The organism is Paraburkholderia sp. CHISQ3 (assembly GCF_030464945.1).
Taxonomy (GTDB): domain Bacteria; phylum Pseudomonadota; class Gammaproteobacteria; order Burkholderiales; family Burkholderiaceae; genus Paraburkholderia; species Paraburkholderia megapolitana.
Genome location: NZ_JALPRG010000001.1, coordinates 64,561 through 84,280 on the forward strand (window position 1 = coordinate 64,561; position 19,720 = coordinate 84,280).

Genomic DNA, 19,720 nt, shown 5'->3' on the forward strand with positions numbered 1-19,720 from the left:
GTTATCGTTGTTCTGTCTTCTCGCCGGCCTACCCGTCACCTGCATGACACCAGACGGACGAATCTACTCACGTGCTAGCGCCGCCCGCGCTGCAGGAACGCGACGACGATAATCACCGCCCCCTGCACCGCTGCATTCAGATACACACTGATGATGCTGGTCAGGTTAAGAATGTTCGCGATCACCGACAGCAGCACCGCGCCGATCACAGTCCCGACCACGCGTCCTTCACCGCCCTTCAGCGCTGTTCCGCCGACCACCACCGCAGCGATAGCTTCGAGTTCCCACAACAGGCCTGTGGTCGGCGTTGCGGAACCGAGTCGCGGCACGTACAGCACGGTAGCCACACCGACGCAGATGCCGAGCAGTACGTAGGTCACGATCTTCACCGCATCGACGTTGATCGCCGCATAGCGCGCCACCTGTTCGTTCGAACCGATCGCCTGCACGTGCCGGCCAAACGCGGTGCGATTCAAAATCAGCGCGCCGCCAGCCGCAACGACGAGGAACACCCAGATCGGCACCGGAACGCCAAACAGGCTCGCGTAATACACAGGGCCGTACAGATCGGACAACGAGTTATCGAGTGTCAATGCACCGCCATCAGCGAGCCACGTCAACACCGCGCGAAAAATGCCGAGCGTACCGAGCGTGACGATGAACGGTTCGATCCGCCCTTTCGTGATCAGCAAGCCATGCGCGCAGCCGAACAACGCACCGAGCACCAGTGCACACACGATGCCGATCAGAACGATCGCGAGCGGCGCAAGCGCATGACCGGCCAGAGCGTTCATCAGCCAGATCATGCTGCCCGCGATCAGCGCCGCCATCGATCCCACCGACAGATCGATGCCGCCCGAGATGATCACGAACGTCATGCCGACCGCGATGATGCCGATGAACGACGTGCGCGTAAGCACGTTCATCATATTGTCGAGCGTCGCGAAGTCGCGATTGAGCAGCGTGCCCGCGACGCACAGCAAGATGAGACCCGCTAACGGCCCAAGGCCGTGCAAACGCCGCGCGAGCCGCCATGCGCGGCCGGACGGTGCGGCTTCAGTGGGTGCCGGTCGCATGAGCGATCAATTCCTCTTCGGTGAGATGGTCGAGACCGAGCGTCGTCTGCAGCGTGCCCGCGCGCATCACGGCGACGCGATGGCAGAGCCCGATCAGTTCGATCAGTTCGGACGAGATGACGATCACCGCGCGCCCCTGCGACGCGAGCCGGTGAATCAGAAAATAGATGTCGCGCTTCGCACCGACGTCGACGCCGCGCGTCGGTTCGTCGAGCACGATCACGTTCGGATTAGGTTGCAGGAACTTGGCGAGCGCGAGCTTTTGCTGGTTGCCACCGGACAGCATGCGTGCGCGGCTGCCTGGGTCGCCGGTACGAATGCCGAATTCATCGAGCGCATCCAGCAACGTCTTGCGCGCCGCTTTCAGGTCGATCAGCGGATGCGCGTAACGCTCGAGTGTCATCAGCGTGAGATTGTCCTGCAGGTTCAGGTTCACATGCAGCCCCTTGCCCTTGCGGTCCTCGCTCAGGTACGTGAGGCCGCGGCGCATCGCATCGCGCGGATTCTTCAGGTCCGCCGCGCGCCCTGCCAGTTCGATACGACCCGCGCTGCGTCGGCGCAGTCCGATCAGCGCTTCGAATGCTTCGGTGCGACCCGCACCGACGAGACCTGCAAAGCCGAGCACTTCGCCGGCGCGCACCTCGAAGCTGAGGTTATCGACCCAGCCCGGCACGCTCAGGCCATCCACCTTCAACGCAAGCGGCGCATCAGCGGGAACGGCGAGCTTGTCGGGAAACATGTCCGACACCTCGCGCCCGACCATCAGATTCGCCATCTGCTGGCGTGCAAGCCCCGCCGTTTCGCTGCGCGCGACGAAGCGGCCGTCGCGCATCACGATGACTTCGTCGGTGATGCGCTCGACCTCGTCGAGTTTGTGCGAGATGTACACGAGCGTCACGCCGTCGGCCTTCAACTTCGCCATCAGCGCGAAGAGCCGGCCCGTTTCGGCAGGCGTTAGCGTCGCGGTCGGTTCGTCCATGATCAGGAGACGCGCGCGCCGCGACAGCGCTTTAGCAATTTCGACCAGCTGTTTTTCCGCGACGATCAGGTCGCGCACTTTCGTATCGGGGTCGCGCGCGAGACCGACCTGCGCGAGGAACTGTTCGGCACCGGCACGCATCGCCGCATCGTCGACGAACCAGCCGCGCCGCTTCTCGTGACCGAGGTAGATGTTCTGCGCGATGCTCAGATGCTCGGCGAGGTTGAACTCCTGGTGGATCAGCACAATCCCCGCGGCTTCCGCAGCGCGTGATCCGTCGAACTGCTGTGCATGGCCGTCGATAAACAACGCACCCGCGCTCGCCGTTTCATAACCAGCAAGGATCTTCATCAGCGTCGACTTGCCCGCGCCGTTCTCGCCGAGCAGGCCATAGATGCGACCCGGCGCGAGATCGAAACTCACGCCGTGCAATACCCGCACCGGACCGAAGTCCTTGCGGATGTCGTCGAAGCGTACGGCGACGCTCATCGCTCGTGGCTCATCTTTCAGGCCTCATCTGTTTCACGCACTCTTGCGCACGACGAGCCGGTGCGGCAGCAGCACGCCTGGCACACTTGCGTGCGGATTCGCGAGCCGCTGCAACAGCAGACGCGCGGCGGTTTCGCCGAGTTCGCGCATCGGCTGGGCAATCGTCGTAAGCGGTGGGTCGACCTGCGCGGCCAGCGAGATATCGTCGAAGCCGACCACCGCGATGTCATCGGGCACGCGCCAGCCTGCTTCGCGCAACCCGGCGATCACGCCGATCGCGAGCGTGTCCGACACCGCGAACACCGCGTCCGGCGGATCGGCCAGTTGCATCAACGCGGCCGCCGCCGCGCCGCCCGCCGCATAGTCGAGATTCGTAACGGTCATGCGCCAGCGCGGGTCGGGCGCGATGCCCGCCGCGCACAGCGCACCGAGGTAGCCGAGCTCGCGGTGCTGCGCATACAGATAGCTGTCGGCGGAATTGATCAGCCCGATACGCCGATGGCCGCGCGCGAGCAGGTGTCGCACCGCGTCGCCGGCGGCGGTGTAGTTATCGATACCGACGTACGGCACACCAACCGACGTATCGAATTCGCAGCACGCGACCCACGGCAGCGTGTCCGAGTCTTCCGCGAGCGCCTGATGGATCGCAGCCGGATCGAGACAGATCGCGCCGTCCGCGCGATGTTGCCGCAGCAGGTCGAAGTAACTGCGCTCACGCCCGAGGTCCGCACCGGTGTCGCACAACAGCATGAAGTAACCATGCTCATGCGCCACACTGTCGATGCCGCGCAATATCTCCGCATAGAACGGATTGCCGATGTCGGGCACCATCGTGAGCAGCAGGTGGCTTTCGGCGGTACGCAGGTTGCGCGCGAGTTCATTGACGCGATAGCCGCTCGCCTTGATCGCGGCGAGAACGCGGTCGCGTGTTGCCGGGCGCACGTTGTCGTGGCCGTTGAGTACGCGCGACACTGTCGCGACCGACACGCCCGCCTGCTCCGCAACGCCGGCAATGGAATGGCGGCCGAATTCGGGTGCAGCGGTGGACAGATCCGCTTTTCCGGAGCGTAAGGCCTCGACCGAAGAGATTGAACGCGAGGAGCGCGATAGACGCGACGAAGTCGCCACTGCGGTACTCCAAAATGTAATCGATTACATTTTTGCCTGGCCGGCACGTGCTCCGCAAGTACCATCGCCTAGGTATAAACACCGAGGCCGTGTGTCGGCAACCCGACAAGGCGTCCGCCCGGTTTGGTACAATCCTGCCGTTGCGCGCCACTGTCCACCGGCTTTCCCGGCTCCATCCAGCCAGACCGCCGCGCCCGCCACACGCCGCCCCTCCAGATCGGGCCGCATTCAACCTAAAACCGCCGAACCCACCATGAATATCGAGCAAGCGCGTTTCAACATGATCGAACAGCAGATCCGCCCCTGGGAAGTGCTCGACCAGGACGTGTTGAACCTGCTGTCGATCGTCAAGCGCGAGAACTTCGTTCCCGCCATTCATCGCGATCTCGCCTTTGTCGACTTCGAAGTGCCGCTGCCGGCCGGTCAGCACATGCTGGCGCCGCGCGTCGAAGCGCGCGTGCTGCAGGAACTCGCGGTGAAGAAACACGAAAGCGTGCTAGAAATCGGTGCGGGTTCGGGCTACATGGCCGCACTGCTCGCGCATCGCGCGCAGCACGTGTTGACCATCGACATCGAACCGGAACTCGCCGAGCTCGCGAAGCAGAACCTTGCCGCGAACGGTGTGCTCAACGCCGAAGTCGCCACCGGCGACGGCGCGCTGGGCTGGGCCTCGGCGGCTCCGTATGACGTGATCTGCGTGTCGGGCGGTCTGCCGGTGCTGCCGCAAGAAATTCTCGAACAACTGAAGGTAGGTGGTCGTCTGGCCGCATTCGTCGGCACGGCGCCGGTGATGAAGGCACAGATCATCACGCGTATCGACGAGAAGCAGTACCGCGTTGCCGACGTGTTCGAAACCTATGTCGAGCCGCTGACCAACGCGGTGCAGCCACCGCGCTTCAAGTTCTAAAGCCGAATCTGGCTTGGCCGGCCGCGCGTCGTATGTCCGACATCGCGCGGCCGGCACATCTCACCACTCTGCCCGTTCCTTCTCCGCTCCGGATCAATCGATGCAAAACCTGACCGCCCCCGCTCTCGCCGAATGGCTCGCCGACAAGTCGCGTGCCGCACCTGTCCTGCTGGATGTGCGCGAGCCGTGGGAAGTCACGACGGCGCAAATCGCGGGCAGCGTGTCGATTCCGATGCGCGAGATTCCCGCCCGCAGCGAAGAACTCGAAGACGATGCGCAGATCGTCTGCGTGTGCCATCACGGCGCACGTAGCGCGCAAGTCGCGATGTTCCTCGAATCGCGCGGCTACCAGCACGTGTTCAATCTGCAGGGCGGCATCGACGCGTGGTCGCGTCAGGTCGACTCCTCGGTTCCGACGTACTAATTCATTCCGTCTCGCGCAACACCTCCGCAACCGTGCGGAAGATTTCGTCGATCTGCCCTTCCTCGACGATGAGCGGCGGCGAGAACGCCAGGATGTCGCCGGTATAGCGCGTCAGCACACCCTTCTGGTAGCAGCGCAGGAACACTTCAGCCGCCCGTGCGCCGGGCGCGCCATCGCGCGGTGCGAGTTCCACGCCACCCACCAGCCCAAGGTTGCGCACGTCGATCACATGACGCTCGCCGCGCAGCCGATGAATAGCCTGCTCAAAGACCGGCGCCATGCGTGCCGCGCGTTCGAATAACCCCTCGCGTTCGTAGAGATCGATCGTGGCGCAGGCCGCGGCGGCTGCGATCGGGTGCCCCGAATACGTATAGCCGTGAAACAACTCGATGCCCGCGGGCGCCCCATCGACAATCGAATCGTGAATCCGCGCGCTCGCGGCAACCGCACCTAGCGGTGCCGCGGCATTGTTGGTGCCCTTGGCCATCGTCAGCAGATCGGGCGTGACGCCGAAATACTGCGCGGCGAACGGCGTACCGAGTCGCCCCCAACCCGTGATCACTTCATCGAAGATCAGCAGAATGCCGTGCTTCGTGCAGATCTCGCGTAGTCGCTGCAGGTAGCCCTGCGGCGGAATCAGCACGCCGGTCGAACCGGCCACCGGCTCGACGATCACCGCAGCGATCGTCGATGCATCGTGCAGCGTGACGATGCGCTCGAGTTCATCCGCCAGATGCGCGCCCCACGCGGGCTGCCCTTTCGAGAACGCCGCCTCCTTGATATTCAGCGTATGCGGTAGATGATCGACCGCGGGCAGCAAGCCACCTGAAAACGTCTTCCGGTTCGGCGCAATCCCGCCGACCGAAATCCCGCCGAAACCCACCCCGTGATACCCGCGCTCACGTCCGATAAAGCGTGTGCGCTGGCCTTCGCCACGCGAACGGTGATAGGCGAGCGCGATTTTCAGCGCGGTATCGACGGCCTCCGACCCGGAGTTCACGAAGAAGATGTGCTTCAGGTCGCCGGGCGTGTGCTTCGCGATCTTCGTCGCGGCCTCGAATGCCTTCGGGTGGCCCATCTGGAACGTCGGTGCGAAGTCCATCTCCGCGGCCTGCGCCTGCACGGCGGCGACGATCTCGTCGCGACAGTGCCCCGCGTTGACGCACCACAACCCCGCCGTGCCGTCGAGAATCCGCCGTCCGTCGTGCGACGTGTAGTACATCCCCTTCGCGCTCACGAGCAGGCGCGGCGCGCTCTTGAACTGTCGGTTGGCGGTGAACGGCATCCAGAATGCGGACAGATCGGGGGTGCTGGCGGAAGGCGTGGAACGCTCGGTCATGTTTCATTCTCCTTGAAGTGGCGAAGGTCGAGAGTCGGTCTTCCAGTGTAGGCAGACGCACGCGCGTGCACAACGGGGCGGCGGCGATGCACCGCAGCCATTCATCGCGATCGATACGCGCTTCGTTGCGGTGCGCACCGCGCCGCAACGAAGCGGCGCAATCTCCGCTGCACCAGTTTCGCGCCCAGCGCGCATCGAACCGCGCCGTGCACAGCCGCGTCGCCGCACGACTCGCACGTCTGAACCCCATCCACTCACGCTGGCATATGCCTTGCAGTAACGGTCCGGCAAGCCATGCGGCGCCACACATTTCACGCATGCCGCCGCCGTCGCGGTCGTCGCTGACGTCCATAACACTCAACCATCCATGGCAAGGGGAAATACATGAAACGTCGTAGTCTGCTGAAGCTCGGCTCCATGAGCGGCGCACTTGCGCTCGCGGGTCAAAGCCCGTTCGCGCGTGCGCAGTCGGGTAGCGGCCCGATCAAGGTCGGCATCCTGCACTCCCTGTCGGGCACGATGGCGATCTCGGAGACGTCGCTGAAAGACACGGCGTTGATGACCATCGCCGAGATCAACGCGAGCGGCGGCGTGCTCGGACGCCAGATCGAACCGGTTGTCGTCGACCCCGCATCGAACTGGCCGCTGTTCGCCGAGAAGGCACGTCAGTTGATCACCCAGGACAAGTGCGCGGTCGTGTTCGGCTGCTGGACCTCAGTGTCGCGCAAGTCGGTGCTGCCGGTGTTCGAGGAACTGAACGGCCTGCTGTTCTACCCGGTGCAGTACGAAGGCGAAGAGATGTCGCGCAACGTGTTCTATACCGGCGCGGCGCCGAACCAGCAGGCGATTCCCGCCACCGAATACCTGATGAGCGCCGAAGGCGGCGGCGCCAAGCGCTTCTTCCTGCTCGGCACCGACTATGTGTATCCGCGCACCACGAACAAGATCCTGCGTGCGTTCCTGAAGTCGAAAGGCGTTCAGGACGCGGACATCCAGGAGGTCTACACGCCGTTCGGCCACAGCGACTATCAGACCATCGTCGCGAACATCAAGACGTTCTCGCAAGGCGGCAAGACGGCTGTGATCTCGACGGTGAACGGCGATTCGAACGTGCCGTTCTATAAGGAACTCGGCAACCAGGGCTTAAAGGCAACCGATGTGCCGGTCGTCGCGTTCTCGGTTGGCGAAGAGGAACTGCGCGGCATCGATACGAAGCCGCTGGTCGGCAACCTCGCCGCATGGAACTACTTCATGTCGCTGCGCAATCCGACCAACGAGAAGTTCAAGAAGCAATGGGCCGACTGGGTCAAGTCGCAGAATCTGCCGGGCGGTACGAAGCGCGTCACCAACGATCCGATGGAAGCGACTTGGGTCGGCATTCATATGTGGAAGCAGGCCGTCGAAAAAGCGAAGAGCACCGACGTCGACAAGGTGCGCGTCGCGATGATCGGTCAGAAGGTTGCAGCGCCGTCGGGCTTCACGCTTGAGATGGACGGTAACCACCATCTGCACAAGCCGGTGATGATCGGCGAAGTGCGCGCCGATGGGCAGTTCAATGTCGTGTGGCGCACCAAGACGACGATCCGTGCGCAACCGTGGAGTCCGTATATCGCGGGCAATGCGGGCAAGCCGGATGTCGTCAGTTCGATTCCCGCGTTCCTGCGGCGCTCGCGTGTTGCGTAAGTGAACCGACGGTACGGCATCGGCTCGTGAAGCGATGCCGTACCGACTGCAGTGCAGTTTTATTTCCGAAGGCCACTATGGCGTTTCCTTTTTCAGGGCTGCTGCGCCGATCCGTCGGTACCGTCCTAATAGCGGTTCTCGCCAGCGCGCCGCTCGCCGCATTCGCGCTAACGCCAGCCGATGTCGCACCGCTCGCCGCCGACGACTTCGACGCGAAGTCCGCCGCGATCGACAAGCTGATCGCCACTCACGATGCAGCGTCGCTGGCACTGTTGAAAGCGCTGTCCGAAGACACCGCGCTCGCCACCGACGGCGGCGAAGTGCTGATCCTCGATGGCGACACCGCACACGATGCCGCGACCGGTAAGACCGTCGCCGCCGGCGATGCACAACCGGTCACGCTGAACAACCTGCTGCGCTCGAAGGTAACGGGCGCACTGTCGGGCCTGCAACTCGACTCATCTGATGTCGAAGCACGCCGCGCCGCGATCGGCGCACTGCTGAAAAACCCCGACCCCGCGATGAAGCCGCTGATCGACGCGGCCCGCGCGAAGGAAACCGATCCGACGCTGAAGAAGCGTCTCGACACGCTGTGGGCGATGACCGCCCTGCACAATCCCGATGTCGCGACACGGCTCGAAGCGGTGAAGCTCGTCGCCGCGCGCCATGATCTCGACATGTACGAACTGCTGCGACCGCTCGTGGCGAAGAAGCCTGACGGCAGTTTTGCGGAGAGCGATGCGGGTATTCGTGCAGTTGCTCAGCAAGGCATCGATGCACTCGATTCGATCCAGCGCCGCAGCGAGATCGCCGGTACGTTGTTCGCGGGGCTGTCGCTCGGCAGCGTGTTGCTGCTCGCAGCTCTCGGGCTTGCGATCACGTATGGCCTGATCGGCGTGATCAACATGGCACACGGCGAATTCCTGATGATCGGCGCCTACGCGACCTATGCGGTGCAGAACTTTATCCAGCACCACGCGCCGGGCGCGTTCGACTGGTATCCGCTGTTCGCGGTGCCTGCTTCGTTCGTTGCCGCTGCGGTTGTCGGCATCGTGCTGGAACGACTCGTGTTGAAACATCTGTACGGCCGGCCGCTCGAAACACTGCTCACGACCTTCGGCGTGAGCCTGATCCTGATCCAGGCGACGCGCATGATCTTCGGCGCGCAGAACGTGCAGGTCGTCAACCCGTCATGGATGAGCGGCGGCGTCACCGTGCTGCCTAATCTGATCCTGCCGTACAACCGCCTCGCCATTCTGGCTTTCTCGATGATCGTTGTCGGCATTGCGTGGGCTGTGCTGACAAAGACACGACTTGGGTTGTTCGTGCGCGCGGTCACGCAAAACCGGCGCATGGCCGCCTGCGTCGGCGTGAAGACCGCGCGTGTCGATTCGTATGCGTTTGCGTTCGGCGCGGGCATCGCCGGGCTCGGCGGCTGCGCGCTCTCGCAGATCGGCAATGTCGGCCCCGACCTCGGCCAGAGCTACATCATCGATTCGTTCATGGCGGTCGTGCTGGGCGGTGTCGGACAACTGGCCGGTACTGTGCTCGGCGGGTTCGGGCTCGGGCTCGTCAGCAAGGCAATCGAACCGTTCTGGGGCGCCGTGCTCGCGAAGATCGCGGTGCTCGTGCTGATCGTGCTGTTTATCCAGAAGCGTCCTCAAGGCATGTTCGCCCTGAAGGGCCGCAGCGCGGAGGCTTGAGATGACTGCTGTCTCTACCTCGGCTTCCTCTTCGTCGCCATCTGCTGCGCCACCGGTGGCAGCCGCTGCTCGTGCGGTGCAGAGCGGCTTCGCGCTCGGCTTGCCACCGCGTCCCGCGCTGCTGTCGCGTCGCGCGTGGCTTGCATTGATCGCGCTGATTATCGTCATCGGGTTCGGTGTGCCGTTCGCCGCGCTCGTACTGCCTGAATCGAGTGCGTTCCATCTGTCGGCGTATGCGATGACGCTTGCCGGCAAGTTCATGTGCTACGCGATTGCGGCGCTCGCGCTCGATCTCGTGTGGGGTTATTGCGGCATTCTGAGTCTTGGTCACGCGCTGTTTTTTGCGCTCGGCGGTTATGCAATTGGTATGTATCTGATGCGTGCGATCGGGCATGAAGGCAAATACGGCAGCGACCTGCCGGACTTCATGGTGTTCCTCGACTGGCATGCGCTGCCGTGGTACTGGCAAGGCACCGAACATCTCTGGTATGCGCTGCTGCTGGTGGTCGCGGTGCCTGCCGTGGTCGCGTGGGTGTTCGGCTTCTTTACGTTCCGCTCGCGTGTGAAGGGTGTGTATCTGTCGATCATCACGCAGGCGCTTACGTTCGCTGCGATGCTGCTTTTTTATCGCAACGAAACGGGCTTTGGTGGCAACAACGGCTTCACCGACTTCAAGCGCATCGGCGGTTTTCCGATCACTCATCCGGGCACGCGCACGGCGCTGCTGCTGATCACCTTTGCCGTACTCGTGCTCGCGTTTCTTGGCGCGCGCGCGGTCGTTACGTCGAAGCTCGGGCGTGTCGTCACCGCGGTGCGCGACGGCGAAACGCGCCTGATGTTTCTCGGCTATAGCCCGCTCGCCTACAAGCTGTTTGTGTGGACGGCGTCGGCGGTGCTGTGTGGCATCGCTGGTGCGCTGTATGTGCCGCAGGTCGGCATCATCAATCCTGGCGAGATGTCGCCGGGCAACTCGATCGAAATGGCGATCTGGGTTGCGGTGGGCGGGCGCGGTACGTTGATCGGGCCGATCATCGGTGCGTTTGCAGTGAACGGTGCGAAAAGCTTTTTTACGGCGAATTTTCCTGAGTACTGGTTGTTCTTTCTGGGTCTGATCTTCGTGCTGGTGCCACTGTTGCTGCCGAACGGCATCATGGGGCTGATCGAACTCGCGACACGCAGGAGGAACCGCTCATGATTCAGGACCCGTTGGTGGTTGGTCTCGCGTTGCCGGAAGAACCCGCCGAGCGGTCGTTGAGTGGCGTGGCCGGCATGGGTCACGCGGTCGTGCCCGGTGAGATCGATGTGTCGCACGGCACGATTCTGTATCTCGAGGATGTGACTGTTAGTTTCGATGGATTTCGTGCGCTCAATGCGTTGTCGCTGTCGATCGATGTGGGGGAACTGCGTTGCATCATCGGGCCGAATGGCGCGGGTAAAACCACGATGATGGATGTGATTACCGGGAAGACTTCGCCGGATTCCGGCAAGGTTTTTCTTGGGCAGACGATCGATCTGACGCGGATGAATGAGCCTTCTATCGCACGCGCCGGGATTGGGCGGAAGTTTCAGAAGCCGACTGTGTTCGAGCAGCATCCGGTTTGGGAGAATCTCGAGCTGGCTATGAAGACGGATAAGGGGTGGTGGGCTTCCTTGCGCGCGCGGCTTGATCGGTCGGCGCAGGCTCTTATTGAGGAGACGCTTGCTGTGATTCGGTTGGAGAGTGAGGCACTTCGGTTGGCCGGTGAGTTGTCGCATGGGCAGAAGCAGCGGCTTGAAATTGGCATGTTGCTTATGCAGCGGCCTGCTTTGTTGTTGCTTGATGAGCCTGCGGCTGGGATGACTGACGATGAGACTATGGAGCTGGCTGCGTTGTTGAATCGTTTGCGTGGGTCCTGCTCCATGATGGTTGTTGAGCATGATATGGAGTTTGTTGCTGCTCTTGCCGGTGACACCGGGCGGGTTACTGTTATGGCCGAAGGGCGGGTTCTTGCTGATGGGACGCTTGATAGTGTTAAGAGGGATGAATCTGTGATTGAGTCGTATTTGGGGAGGTGATTGTTTTTGCCTTGGCTGGCGGCGGCTTTTTTTGTTTAGCGGTTGGTTTTTTTCCCTGGCCGGCGGCTCTTCGTTAGCGGCTCTCTTTTGCCTGTGCAGGCGGCTCTTCGTTAGCGCCTCGCGGCGCAGGCGTTGCCCCTGTGCGGGGCGGCACCTTCTTTCTTTGCCGCGGCAAAGAAAGAAGGCAAAGAAAGCCGCTCGAAACGTTATCTAGTCCTTTCCGTGTGTGGCTCTCGTGGCCCGCGCCTAAGTGTCACTCTCGCACAGATACGGTAGTGGTCCGAGACGAGATCATCCCTCGCACCTTTAACCATAGTGACAAGGCCGTCATTCATCCCACTCCACACTGCGTGTGTCGCGGTTGGGTCGTTCAGTAGCTTTGAAGCTCTGCTCTTGCTGGTTTGTCGCTGTTGGTTTGTCGCTGTTGGTTTGTCGCTGTTGGTTTGTCGCTGTTGGTTTGTCGTCGTTGCCCCGCTCGTCTTTGGTTCGGTGTCTGGTTTTCGCTTGTGTAAAGGACTGTCATGCTTGAAGTCGAAGGTCTGAATCAATACTACGGTGGGAGCCACATTCTTCGCGATGTGAAGCTCTCCGTTCCCGATGGCAAGCTGACTGTGTTGCTCGGGCGCAATGGCGTCGGGAAGACCACTCTGCTGCGCTGTCTCATGGGTGTCGTCAACGCCCGCAGCGGGTCGATCGCCTGGCGCGGTGCGCCGCTCGCCAAGTTGCCGCCACATGCCCGCGTGTCGCAGGGTCTTGCCTATGTGCCGCAGGGACGCGACATCTTTCCGCGGCTTACCGTTGAAGAGAATCTGCTCGTCGGGGCCGCTAGTCGTAAAGCACCCTCGAAAATTCCCGAGCGTATCTATGAGCTCTTTCCCGTGCTCAAAGACATGCGCTCGCGACGCGGCGGCGATCTGTCCGGCGGGCAGCAACAGCAACTCGCCATCGGGCGGGCTCTGATGAGCGAGCCGAAATTGCTCATTCTCGATGAACCCACCGAAGGTATTCAGCCGTCCATCATCCAGGATATCGGGCGCACCCTGCGACAACTCGTCGAGGAAATGGGACTCACCGTCCTCCTCGTCGAGCAGTACTACGACTTCGCTAAAGCTATCGCCGATCAATACTGGGTTATGAGTCGCGGTGAAATCGTCGCAGGCGGGGAAGGGAAAAATATGGACGCCGACGGGGTGCGCGAACTCATCGCAGTTTGAGTCTCATCGCGATGCGGAGGCTCCGCTGATCTTGTATCGCTGATCTTGCATCGCCGAGGTTGAGTCGCCGAGGTTGAGTCGCTGAAGTTGAGTCGCTGGTGTTAGGTCGCCGCACGCGTTCGGACACGACACACTCCTTTCCCCGCCAGCCGTCGCCAGTCCACACGCGTGCTATTCTCGGCGCATCGTTGCGTCCCGCCCCCCTCGATCCGTATGTCGCTGCACGAATCTCACGCCACGCTGCACCCCGCGCACTCCGTCCCGCACGCCGAATGGCACGCGCGGCTCGAACTCGGTTTCACGTTGCAGCAGGCACGCACGGCACTGACGCATCGGTTGCATCGCGGTCCGTTGCGCGTGCAACGGCCGCTCTATCCCGAAGGCGATGAGGTTTGTCATGCAGTGATCGTTCATCCGCCAGGCGGAGTGGCCGGCGGCGATCGGCTCGACATCGATATCGCGCTTGCCGCCGGTACCCACGCCGTGCTCGCGACGCCCGGTGCGACCAAGTGGTACAAGTCGAACGGACGCGTCGCGCAGCAGCACATCGATATCCGCGTCGGCGCCGGCGCGAAACTGGACTGGCTGCCGCAGAACAACATCGTGTTCGAACACGCGCACGCAGAACTCGGCTTCACGCTCACGCTTGCCGAGAACGCCACCGCGATCGGTTGGGATGCAATGCAGTTGGGCAGGCAGGCTGCGGGGGAGCACTGGTCCGCCGGCACGTTGCGCAGCGATGCGCGCATCGTCGGCCCCAATGGCGAGACGCTCTGGCTCGAACGCGCGCGTGTCACCGCTGCCGATACGCTGCGCACCGCGCCTCAAGGTCTCGATGGCTTTCCCGCGTACGGCACGCTGTGGGCAATCGGCCCGGCTTGCGATGATGCGCTCGCCGAATCGCTCACCGCCACGCTGCCCTTCGACGATACGATTCGCGCGGCCGCAACTTGCGTATGCGCGAACGTACTGCTGGTGCGCGTAGCCGCGCGATCGATGGAGCCGCTTCAGCAAGCACTCACGCAATGCTGGTTGCGACTACGGCCTGTCGTGCATGGCGTCGAGGCCGTGCCGCTGAGGCTGTGGTCGACGTGATCGGGTCTTCCAGACCGCCCGACCCGTTTGAAGCAACCCTTAACGTAATCCGCCAACACCCCCTCGACCCGATCCGCGAAAGGTAGCCCGGGCCATCGTCGGACCAAGCCCTCAAAACGCACCGTCGTAGTGCATTCCACACCGTCATCACGCATCCGAGCGGTGCACGTCACTCGCAGCGCCCCACCCGATAACGCTGAGCCACAACGCCTTTCGCTTGGCATACGCCTTGCTCAATACAGCCCCACGCATCTGCCGCATCCGACGGCAGGCGATCCGCCCGCTGGAGACCTCCCGTCGATGAACCCGAATCAACCGTCCAACCGCCGGACACACCATACTCGCCGCGCCTCGCTTGCTTCACTCCTGCTCGCTCCGCTCTTCGCGTTCACCACGTTCACCGCACCCGCCGCCCACGCCGATGCGCTCGACTCGATCGCGAAAGCCGGTGTACTGAAAGTCGCCGTGCCCGAAGACTATCCGCCGTTCGGCGCAGTCGGCCCCGATCTCAAACCGCAAGGCTACGACATCGACACGGCCGCGCTACTCGCGAAGTCATTGAACGTGAAGCTCGAACTCGTACCGGTGAATAGCGCAAACCGCATTCCGTATCTGCAGACCAACAAGGTCGATCTGGTCATCTCGTCGCTCGGCAAAACGCCCGAGCGCGAGAAGGTCATCGATTTTTCGACCGCCTACGCGCCGTACTACCAGGGTGTGTTCGGCCCCGCCGACGTAAAAGTCGCCAGCCCCGCCGATCTGACCGGCAAGACCGTCGGCGCAACCCGCGGTGCACTCGAAGAAATCGCTCTAACGCAAATGGCACCGAACGCCACGATCAAGCGCTTCGAGGACAACAACGCGACCATCGCCGCGTTCGTGTCCGGTCAGGTTCAACTGATCGCCGCAGGCAACATCGTCGCCGCCGCGATCCTCGCGAAGAATCCACCGCGTCGCCCCGAGCCCAAGTTCGTGATCAAGAATTCGCCGTGCTTCGTGGGTCTGAACAAGAACGAGCCGCGTCTGCGGCAAAAAGTCGATGCAGCGATCGCGCAGGCCAAGCAGGACGGCACACTGAACACGATGTCGAAGAAGTGGTTCGGCGCCGCGTTGCCTGCCGACCTGTAAGCGTCCCGTTAAGCCAGCTTGCTATCTTCAGCACACCCTCCATTCCCCGCGCAGATTGCGACTGACCCGACCCGATGAAGCTAACCCCTCGCGAAAAAGACAAACTGCTGATCTTCACCGCCGCCCTGCTCGCCGAGCGGCGCCGCGCGCGCGGCTTGAAGCTCAATTACCCGGAAGCCGTCGCGTTCATTTCGGCGGCGCTGATGGAAGCCGCGCGCGACGGCAAAACCGTCGCGGAGGTGATGCACTACGGCACCACGCTGCTCACGCGCGACGACGTCATGGAAGGCATCCCCGAGATGATCCCCGACATCCAGGTCGAAGCCACGTTCCCCGACGGCACAAAGCTCGTCACGGTCCATCACCCGATTCCGTAAAGGAGCGCCTCATGATTCCCGGCGAACTGCTCATCGACGATGGCGAACACGAACTGAACGTTGGGCGCGCAACCATCAGCGTCACGGTGTCGAACACCGGCGACCGGCCCGTGCAGGTCGGCTCGCACTATCACTTCTACGAGGTCAACCCGGCGCTCGCATTCGATCGCGCAGCCGCGCGCGGCTTCCGGCTGAATATCGCAGCCGGTACCGCCGTGCGCTTCGAGCCAGGCCAGGCACGAACCGTCGAACTCGTTGCGCTCGCTGGCGAGCGCGTCGTCTATGGTTTCAACGGCAAGGTGATGGGCAAGCTGTGAGGCGGTGACGCTCCGCTCGCTCCACGCCGTCGAATCTTCATGCTTTTCTCCGGACTCACACCATGACATTACGCATCGGCCGCCGCGCATACGCGGAAATGTTCGGCCCCACAACGGGCGACCGCGTCCGCCTCGCCGACACCGAACTGCTGATCGAAATCGAGCGCGACTACACGATCTACGGCGAGGAAGTGAAGTTTGGTGGCGGCAAAGTGATTCGCGACGGCATGGGTCAGTCGCAACGCGTCGCCGCCGACGTCGTCGATACCGTCATCACGAACGCGGTGATACTCGATCACTGGGGCATCGTGAAGGCGGATATCGGTATCAAGGGCGGTCGGGTGGTCGGGATCGGCAAAGCGGGTAACCCGGACATCCAGCCCGGCGTGACGATTGCGATCGGCGCGGCTACCGAGGTGATTGCTGGCGAAGGGAAGATCGTCACCGCGGGCGGCATCGATACGCACATCCACTTCATCAGCCCGCAGCAGATCGACGAGGCGCTCGCGAGCGGTGTGACGACGATGATCGGTGGTGGTACCGGGCCGGCTACCGGTACCAACGCGACGACCTGCACACCTGGGCCCTGGCATCTCGAACGCATGCTGCAGGCCGCCGACGGTTATCCGATGAATCTCGGCTTTCTCGGCAAGGGCAACGTGAGCCTGCCCGAACCCGCCGAAGAGCAGATCGCCGCCGGTGCGATCGGCCTGAAACTCCATGAGGACTGGGGCACAACGCCGGCCGCGATCGACAACTGTCTGTCGGTTGCCGAAGCCACCGATACCCAAGTCGCCATCCACACCGACACACTCAACGAAGCGGGTTTCGTCGAGGCCACGGTTGCCGCGTTCAAGGGCCGCACGATCCACACGTATCACACCGAGGGCGCGGGCGGCGGCCACGCGCCGGACATCATCAAGGTGTGCGGCGAGCCGAACGTGCTGCCGTCGTCGACGAATCCGACACGTCCGTACACCGTCAACACGCTCGACGAACATCTCGACATGCTGATGGTCTGCCATCACCTCGACCCATCGATTGCGGAAGACATCGCGTTTGCCGAATCGCGCATCCGCCGCGAGACGATCGCCGCCGAGGACATCCTGCACGATCTCGGCGCGCTATCTATGCTTTCTTCGGATTCGCAGGCGATGGGCCGCGTCGGCGAGGTGATCATCCGCACGTGGCAGACCGCGCACAAGATGAAGGTGCAACGCGGCGCGCTGCCCGAAGACTCTTCGAGAAACGACAACTTCCGCGCAAAACGCTACGTCGCGAAGTACACGATCAATCCGGCGATCACGCACGGCATCGCACACGAAGTCGGTTCGATCGAACCGGGCAAGTGGGCCGACCTCGTGTTCTGGGAGCCGGCGTTCTTCGGCATCAAACCGGCGTTGATCCTCAAAGGCGGGATGATCGCGCTCGCGCAGATGGGCGACCCGAATGCATCGATTCCAACGCCGCAGCCGGTGCACTACCGCGAGATGTTCGCGACGCGCGGCGGTGCGCTCGCGCGCACGTCGCTGACCTTCGTGTCGCAGATGGCCGCCGCTGCGGACATCGCAGGTCGCTACGGGCTCGCAAAGCGGATCGTGCCGGTGCTCAACTGTCGTTCGGTGACAAAGGCGCATATGATCCACAATGCGTGGCAGCCGTCGATCAGCGTCGATCCGGAAACCTACCAGGTCATCGCGGACGGCCAGTTGCTGACTTGCGAGCCCGCTACCGTGCTGCCGATGGCACAACGTTATTTCCTCTTCTGATATGAGAACGCTCGATAAACGCATCGATCCACACGTCAAGCTCGCCGCTGTGCTCGTGCAGCGCGCGCCGACGCTGACGCTCGCCTACGACGAACGCTGCAAGAGCCGGCTGGCGGCGACGCTGGATAACGGTGACGAGGCGGCGGTGCTGCTGCCGCGTGGCACGATTTTGCGCGATGGTGATGTGCTGGTTGCTCAGGACGGCGGGCTCGTGCGTGTCATCGCTGCGCCGCAGGCGGTGCTGCGCATCACCGCGCCGGATCGCCTCACGCTGACGCGCGCCGCCTATCACCTCGGCAATCGTCATACGCCGGTCGAAGTCGCCATCGATGCACTGACGCTCGAAGCCGATCCGGTACTCGAAGACATGCTGTTACGGCTCGGCGCGCGGGTCGAACATGCGACGCTGCCGTTTCAACCGGAAGCCGGCGCCTACGGCGGCGGTCATCGGCATGGGCACGACGAGAGCTTCGCCGAAGATTACGCACTTGCACAGCAGGTGTACGGCGAGCATCACGGGCATGATCATGGTCACGATCATCCGCGCGACCACGCCGTCGCGGACGACCACGATCACGACCATTGCCACGATCATGCGCACGGCGACGGTCCTGGGCATAGCCACAGCCACCACTCGCACCATGCGCATCGCTGAACTCACTGCGCTGCTGCATCTCGCGTCGCCCGCACTGCCGATCGGCGCTTTCAGTTATTCACAGGGACTCGAAGCAGCGATCGAAGCACAACACGTAGTCGATGCCGACACTGCGCGCGACTGGATCGCGAGCGGGCTACGCGACGTGCTCGCGCGCGGTGAATTGCCGTTCCTCGCGCATCAGATGGAACGCTGGCGCACGCATGACGAAGCCGGACTCGCTGTCGCCAACAGCGACTTCCTTGCGAGCCGCGAATCGGCGGAACTGCGTCGCGAGACCGAGCAGATAGGCTGGTCGTTGCGGCAGCTCTGCACATCGCTCGAATGGGGCGACGCTGCGCGCCGCGCGACGCTCGATCGGTTGATACCCATCGCACAGCCCACCGCGTTTGCATACGCGGCATTCACGCAAAACGCGGCGCCCGATGCAACGCTCGCTGCTTATGCGTTCAGCTGGGTCGAGAATCAGGCCGCCGCCGCGCTGAAGGCCGTGCCGCTCGGCCAGGTCGCCGGGCAGCGGATCATCGTCGCGCTGCGCGAGGCGATCGACGACGCCGTCGCACGCGCACTCGCCACCACGCCCAACGACATCAATACGTTCGCGCCGCAGCTCGGTATCCTCTCGGCGCGCCACGAGTCGCAGTATTCGCGGCTCTTCCGTTCTTAAGCATTGCAGGTTCATCGAATATGAATACGCCTCACGCAGTTCACGCGCCTCACACTCCTCATGCCGCACGTCGCACGAAGAAACTACCTCCGCTGCGCGTGGGTGTCGGCGGTCCGGTCGGTTCTGGAAAAACGACTCTGCTGGAAATGCTGTGCAAAGCGATGCGCGAGCGCTACGACCTCGTCGCGATCACCAACGACATCTACACAAAAGAAGACCAACGTCTGCTGACGGTAGCCGGTGCACTGCCCGCCGAGCGAATTATGGGCGTCGAGACAGGCGGTTGCCCGCACACGGCGATCCGCGAAGACGCATCGATCAATCTCGAAGCCGTCGACCGCATGCTCACGCGTTTCCCCGATGCGGACATCGTGTTTATCGAATCGGGTGGCGACAATCTCGCGGCGACCTTCAGCCCGGAACTGTCCGATCTGACGATCTACGTGATCGACGTCGCGGGCGGCGAGAAGATTCCGCGCAAGGGCGGCCCGGGCATCACCAAGTCGGATCTGCTCGTGATCAACAAGACCGATCTCGCACCGATGGTCGGCGCGAATCTCGACATCATGGCATCGGATGCGAAGAAGATGCGCGGCGAGCGGCCGTTCGTGATGAGCAATCTGAAGTCGCTCGACGGGCTCGCTCAGGTGGTTGCGTTTATCGAGAAGAAGGGGTTGCTCAGTTCACAATGAGTGCACGCGAGGATGAACCTCCG

At 62.8% G+C, this 19,720-nt stretch carries 19 protein-coding genes; 15 read left to right on the plus strand and 4 right to left on the minus strand.

Annotated features, from left to right (window positions below; all coding sequences use genetic code 11):
* Positions 1-74: 74 nt before the first annotated feature.
* From M0D65_RS00320 to M0D65_RS00330, 3 genes are read right to left on the minus strand one after another with little or no spacing between them, the layout of a single operon-like run.
* On the minus strand, positions 75-1,076 hold the full coding sequence (locus M0D65_RS00320; protein ID WP_096720254.1) for an ABC transporter permease: 1,002 nt from the start codon (positions 1,074-1,076) through the stop codon (positions 75-77).
* On the minus strand, positions 1,057-2,544 hold the full coding sequence (locus M0D65_RS00325; RefSeq protein WP_266250258.1) for a sugar ABC transporter ATP-binding protein: 1,488 nt from the start codon (positions 2,542-2,544) through the stop codon (positions 1,057-1,059). The genes M0D65_RS00320 and M0D65_RS00325 overlap by 20 nt, the downstream gene beginning before the upstream one ends.
* Positions 2,545-2,577: 33 nt before the next feature.
* The gene (locus tag M0D65_RS00330; protein WP_266251158.1) at positions 2,578-3,594 is read right to left on the minus strand and encodes a LacI family DNA-binding transcriptional regulator; all 1,017 of its coding nucleotides are present in this window, start codon (positions 3,592-3,594) and stop codon (positions 2,578-2,580) included.
* A gap of 331 nt (positions 3,595-3,925) precedes the next feature.
* Between M0D65_RS00330 and M0D65_RS00335 the strand changes: the two genes are divergently transcribed.
* Both M0D65_RS00335 and M0D65_RS00340 read left to right on the plus strand, forming a co-directional pair.
* The gene (locus M0D65_RS00335; protein WP_266250259.1) at positions 3,926-4,579 is read left to right on the plus strand and encodes a protein-L-isoaspartate O-methyltransferase; all 654 of its coding nucleotides are present in this window, start codon (positions 3,926-3,928) and stop codon (positions 4,577-4,579) included.
* A gap of 100 nt (positions 4,580-4,679) precedes the next feature.
* The gene (locus M0D65_RS00340; protein WP_096720262.1) at positions 4,680-5,003 is read left to right on the plus strand and encodes a rhodanese-like domain-containing protein; all 324 of its coding nucleotides are present in this window, start codon (positions 4,680-4,682) and stop codon (positions 5,001-5,003) included.
* Between the two features lies 1 nt (position 5,004).
* Here M0D65_RS00340 and M0D65_RS00345 read toward each other — a convergent pair whose 3' ends face one another.
* Positions 5,005-6,342 (minus strand): aspartate aminotransferase family protein, encoded by a 1,338-nt coding sequence (locus M0D65_RS00345; RefSeq protein WP_266250261.1) that lies wholly within the window; start codon positions 6,340-6,342, stop codon positions 5,005-5,007.
* Between the two features lie 384 nt (positions 6,343-6,726).
* Between M0D65_RS00345 and urtA the strand changes: the two genes are divergently transcribed.
* From urtA to ureG, 13 genes are all read left to right on the plus strand, one after another.
* Positions 6,727-8,025: an urea ABC transporter substrate-binding protein gene (urtA, locus tag M0D65_RS00350; RefSeq protein ID WP_266250263.1), complete on the plus strand. Its 1,299-nt coding sequence runs from the start codon at positions 6,727-6,729 to the stop codon at positions 8,023-8,025.
* Between the two features lie 77 nt (positions 8,026-8,102).
* Complete coding sequence (gene urtB / locus M0D65_RS00355) at positions 8,103-9,728, plus strand: urea ABC transporter permease subunit UrtB (RefSeq protein ID WP_266250265.1); 1,626 nt, start codon at positions 8,103-8,105, stop codon at positions 9,726-9,728.
* Between the two features lies 1 nt (position 9,729).
* Positions 9,730-10,923, plus strand: a complete 1,194-nt coding sequence (urtC, locus tag M0D65_RS00360; protein WP_266250267.1) for an urea ABC transporter permease subunit UrtC — start codon at positions 9,730-9,732, stop codon at positions 10,921-10,923.
* Positions 10,920-11,783: an urea ABC transporter ATP-binding protein UrtD gene (gene urtD, locus M0D65_RS00365; RefSeq protein WP_091010796.1), complete on the plus strand. Its 864-nt coding sequence runs from the start codon at positions 10,920-10,922 to the stop codon at positions 11,781-11,783. Before urtC ends, urtD begins: the two co-directional genes overlap by 4 nt.
* A gap of 521 nt (positions 11,784-12,304) precedes the next feature.
* Positions 12,305-12,997, plus strand: coding sequence for an urea ABC transporter ATP-binding subunit UrtE (urtE, locus tag M0D65_RS00370; protein WP_266250269.1), 693 nt, complete (start codon positions 12,305-12,307; stop codon positions 12,995-12,997).
* Positions 12,998-13,210: 213 nt separating this feature from the next.
* On the plus strand, positions 13,211-14,092 hold the full coding sequence (locus M0D65_RS00375; protein WP_266250271.1) for an urease accessory protein UreD: 882 nt from the start codon (positions 13,211-13,213) through the stop codon (positions 14,090-14,092).
* Positions 14,093-14,392: 300 nt separating this feature from the next.
* The gene (locus tag M0D65_RS00380) at positions 14,393-15,220 is read left to right on the plus strand and encodes a transporter substrate-binding domain-containing protein (protein ID WP_266250272.1); all 828 of its coding nucleotides are present in this window, start codon (positions 14,393-14,395) and stop codon (positions 15,218-15,220) included.
* A 74-nt stretch (positions 15,221-15,294) separates the two neighbouring features.
* Positions 15,295-15,597: an urease subunit gamma gene (gene ureA, locus M0D65_RS00385; protein ID WP_266250274.1), complete on the plus strand. Its 303-nt coding sequence runs from the start codon at positions 15,295-15,297 to the stop codon at positions 15,595-15,597.
* Positions 15,598-15,608: 11 nt separating this feature from the next.
* Positions 15,609-15,914, plus strand: a complete 306-nt coding sequence (locus tag M0D65_RS00390; RefSeq protein WP_266250276.1) for an urease subunit beta — start codon at positions 15,609-15,611, stop codon at positions 15,912-15,914.
* A 62-nt stretch (positions 15,915-15,976) separates the two neighbouring features.
* Positions 15,977-17,683, plus strand: a complete 1,707-nt coding sequence (gene ureC, locus M0D65_RS00395; RefSeq protein WP_266250278.1) for an urease subunit alpha — start codon at positions 15,977-15,979, stop codon at positions 17,681-17,683.
* Position 17,684: 1 nt separating this feature from the next.
* Positions 17,685-18,338 (plus strand): urease accessory protein UreE, encoded by a 654-nt coding sequence (gene ureE / locus M0D65_RS00400; RefSeq protein WP_266250280.1) that lies wholly within the window; start codon positions 17,685-17,687, stop codon positions 18,336-18,338.
* Positions 18,325-19,005 (plus strand): urease accessory protein UreF, encoded by a 681-nt coding sequence (locus M0D65_RS00405; RefSeq protein ID WP_266250282.1) that lies wholly within the window; start codon positions 18,325-18,327, stop codon positions 19,003-19,005. Before ureE ends, M0D65_RS00405 begins: the two co-directional genes overlap by 14 nt.
* A gap of 20 nt (positions 19,006-19,025) precedes the next feature.
* On the plus strand, positions 19,026-19,697 hold the full coding sequence (ureG, locus tag M0D65_RS00410; protein WP_266250284.1) for an urease accessory protein UreG: 672 nt from the start codon (positions 19,026-19,028) through the stop codon (positions 19,695-19,697).
* Positions 19,698-19,720: the final 23 nt, after the last annotated feature.

Coding starts and splice junctions, on each gene's coding strand:
- M0D65_RS00325 (WP_266250258.1), bottom strand. CDS start 2,544: ATGAGCGTCGCCGTACGCTTCGACGACATCCGCAAGGACTTCGGTCCG.
- urtC (WP_266250267.1), top strand. CDS start 9,730: ATGACTGCTGTCTCTACCTCGGCTTCCTCTTCGTCGCCATCTGCTGCG.
- ureE (WP_266250280.1), top strand. CDS start 17,685: ATGAGAACGCTCGATAAACGCATCGATCCACACGTCAAGCTCGCCGCT.
- urtE (WP_266250269.1), top strand. CDS start 12,305: ATGCTTGAAGTCGAAGGTCTGAATCAATACTACGGTGGGAGCCACATT.
- M0D65_RS00375 (WP_266250271.1), top strand. CDS start 13,211: ATGTCGCTGCACGAATCTCACGCCACGCTGCACCCCGCGCACTCCGTC.
- ureG (WP_266250284.1), top strand. CDS start 19,026: ATGAATACGCCTCACGCAGTTCACGCGCCTCACACTCCTCATGCCGCA.
- M0D65_RS00380 (WP_266250272.1), top strand. CDS start 14,393: ATGAACCCGAATCAACCGTCCAACCGCCGGACACACCATACTCGCCGC.
- M0D65_RS00345 (WP_266250261.1), bottom strand. CDS start 6,342: ATGACCGAGCGTTCCACGCCTTCCGCCAGCACCCCCGATCTGTCCGCA.
- M0D65_RS00320 (WP_096720254.1), bottom strand. CDS start 1,076: ATGCGACCGGCACCCACTGAAGCCGCACCGTCCGGCCGCGCATGGCGG.
- ureC (WP_266250278.1), top strand. CDS start 15,977: ATGACATTACGCATCGGCCGCCGCGCATACGCGGAAATGTTCGGCCCC.
- urtB (WP_266250265.1), top strand. CDS start 8,103: ATGGCGTTTCCTTTTTCAGGGCTGCTGCGCCGATCCGTCGGTACCGTC.
- M0D65_RS00405 (WP_266250282.1), top strand. CDS start 18,325: ATGCGCATCGCTGAACTCACTGCGCTGCTGCATCTCGCGTCGCCCGCA.
- M0D65_RS00340 (WP_096720262.1), top strand. CDS start 4,680: ATGCAAAACCTGACCGCCCCCGCTCTCGCCGAATGGCTCGCCGACAAG.
- M0D65_RS00335 (WP_266250259.1), top strand. CDS start 3,926: ATGAATATCGAGCAAGCGCGTTTCAACATGATCGAACAGCAGATCCGC.
- urtA (WP_266250263.1), top strand. CDS start 6,727: ATGAAACGTCGTAGTCTGCTGAAGCTCGGCTCCATGAGCGGCGCACTT.
- ureA (WP_266250274.1), top strand. CDS start 15,295: ATGAAGCTAACCCCTCGCGAAAAAGACAAACTGCTGATCTTCACCGCC.
- M0D65_RS00390 (WP_266250276.1), top strand. CDS start 15,609: ATGATTCCCGGCGAACTGCTCATCGACGATGGCGAACACGAACTGAAC.
- urtD (WP_091010796.1), top strand. CDS start 10,920: ATGATTCAGGACCCGTTGGTGGTTGGTCTCGCGTTGCCGGAAGAACCC.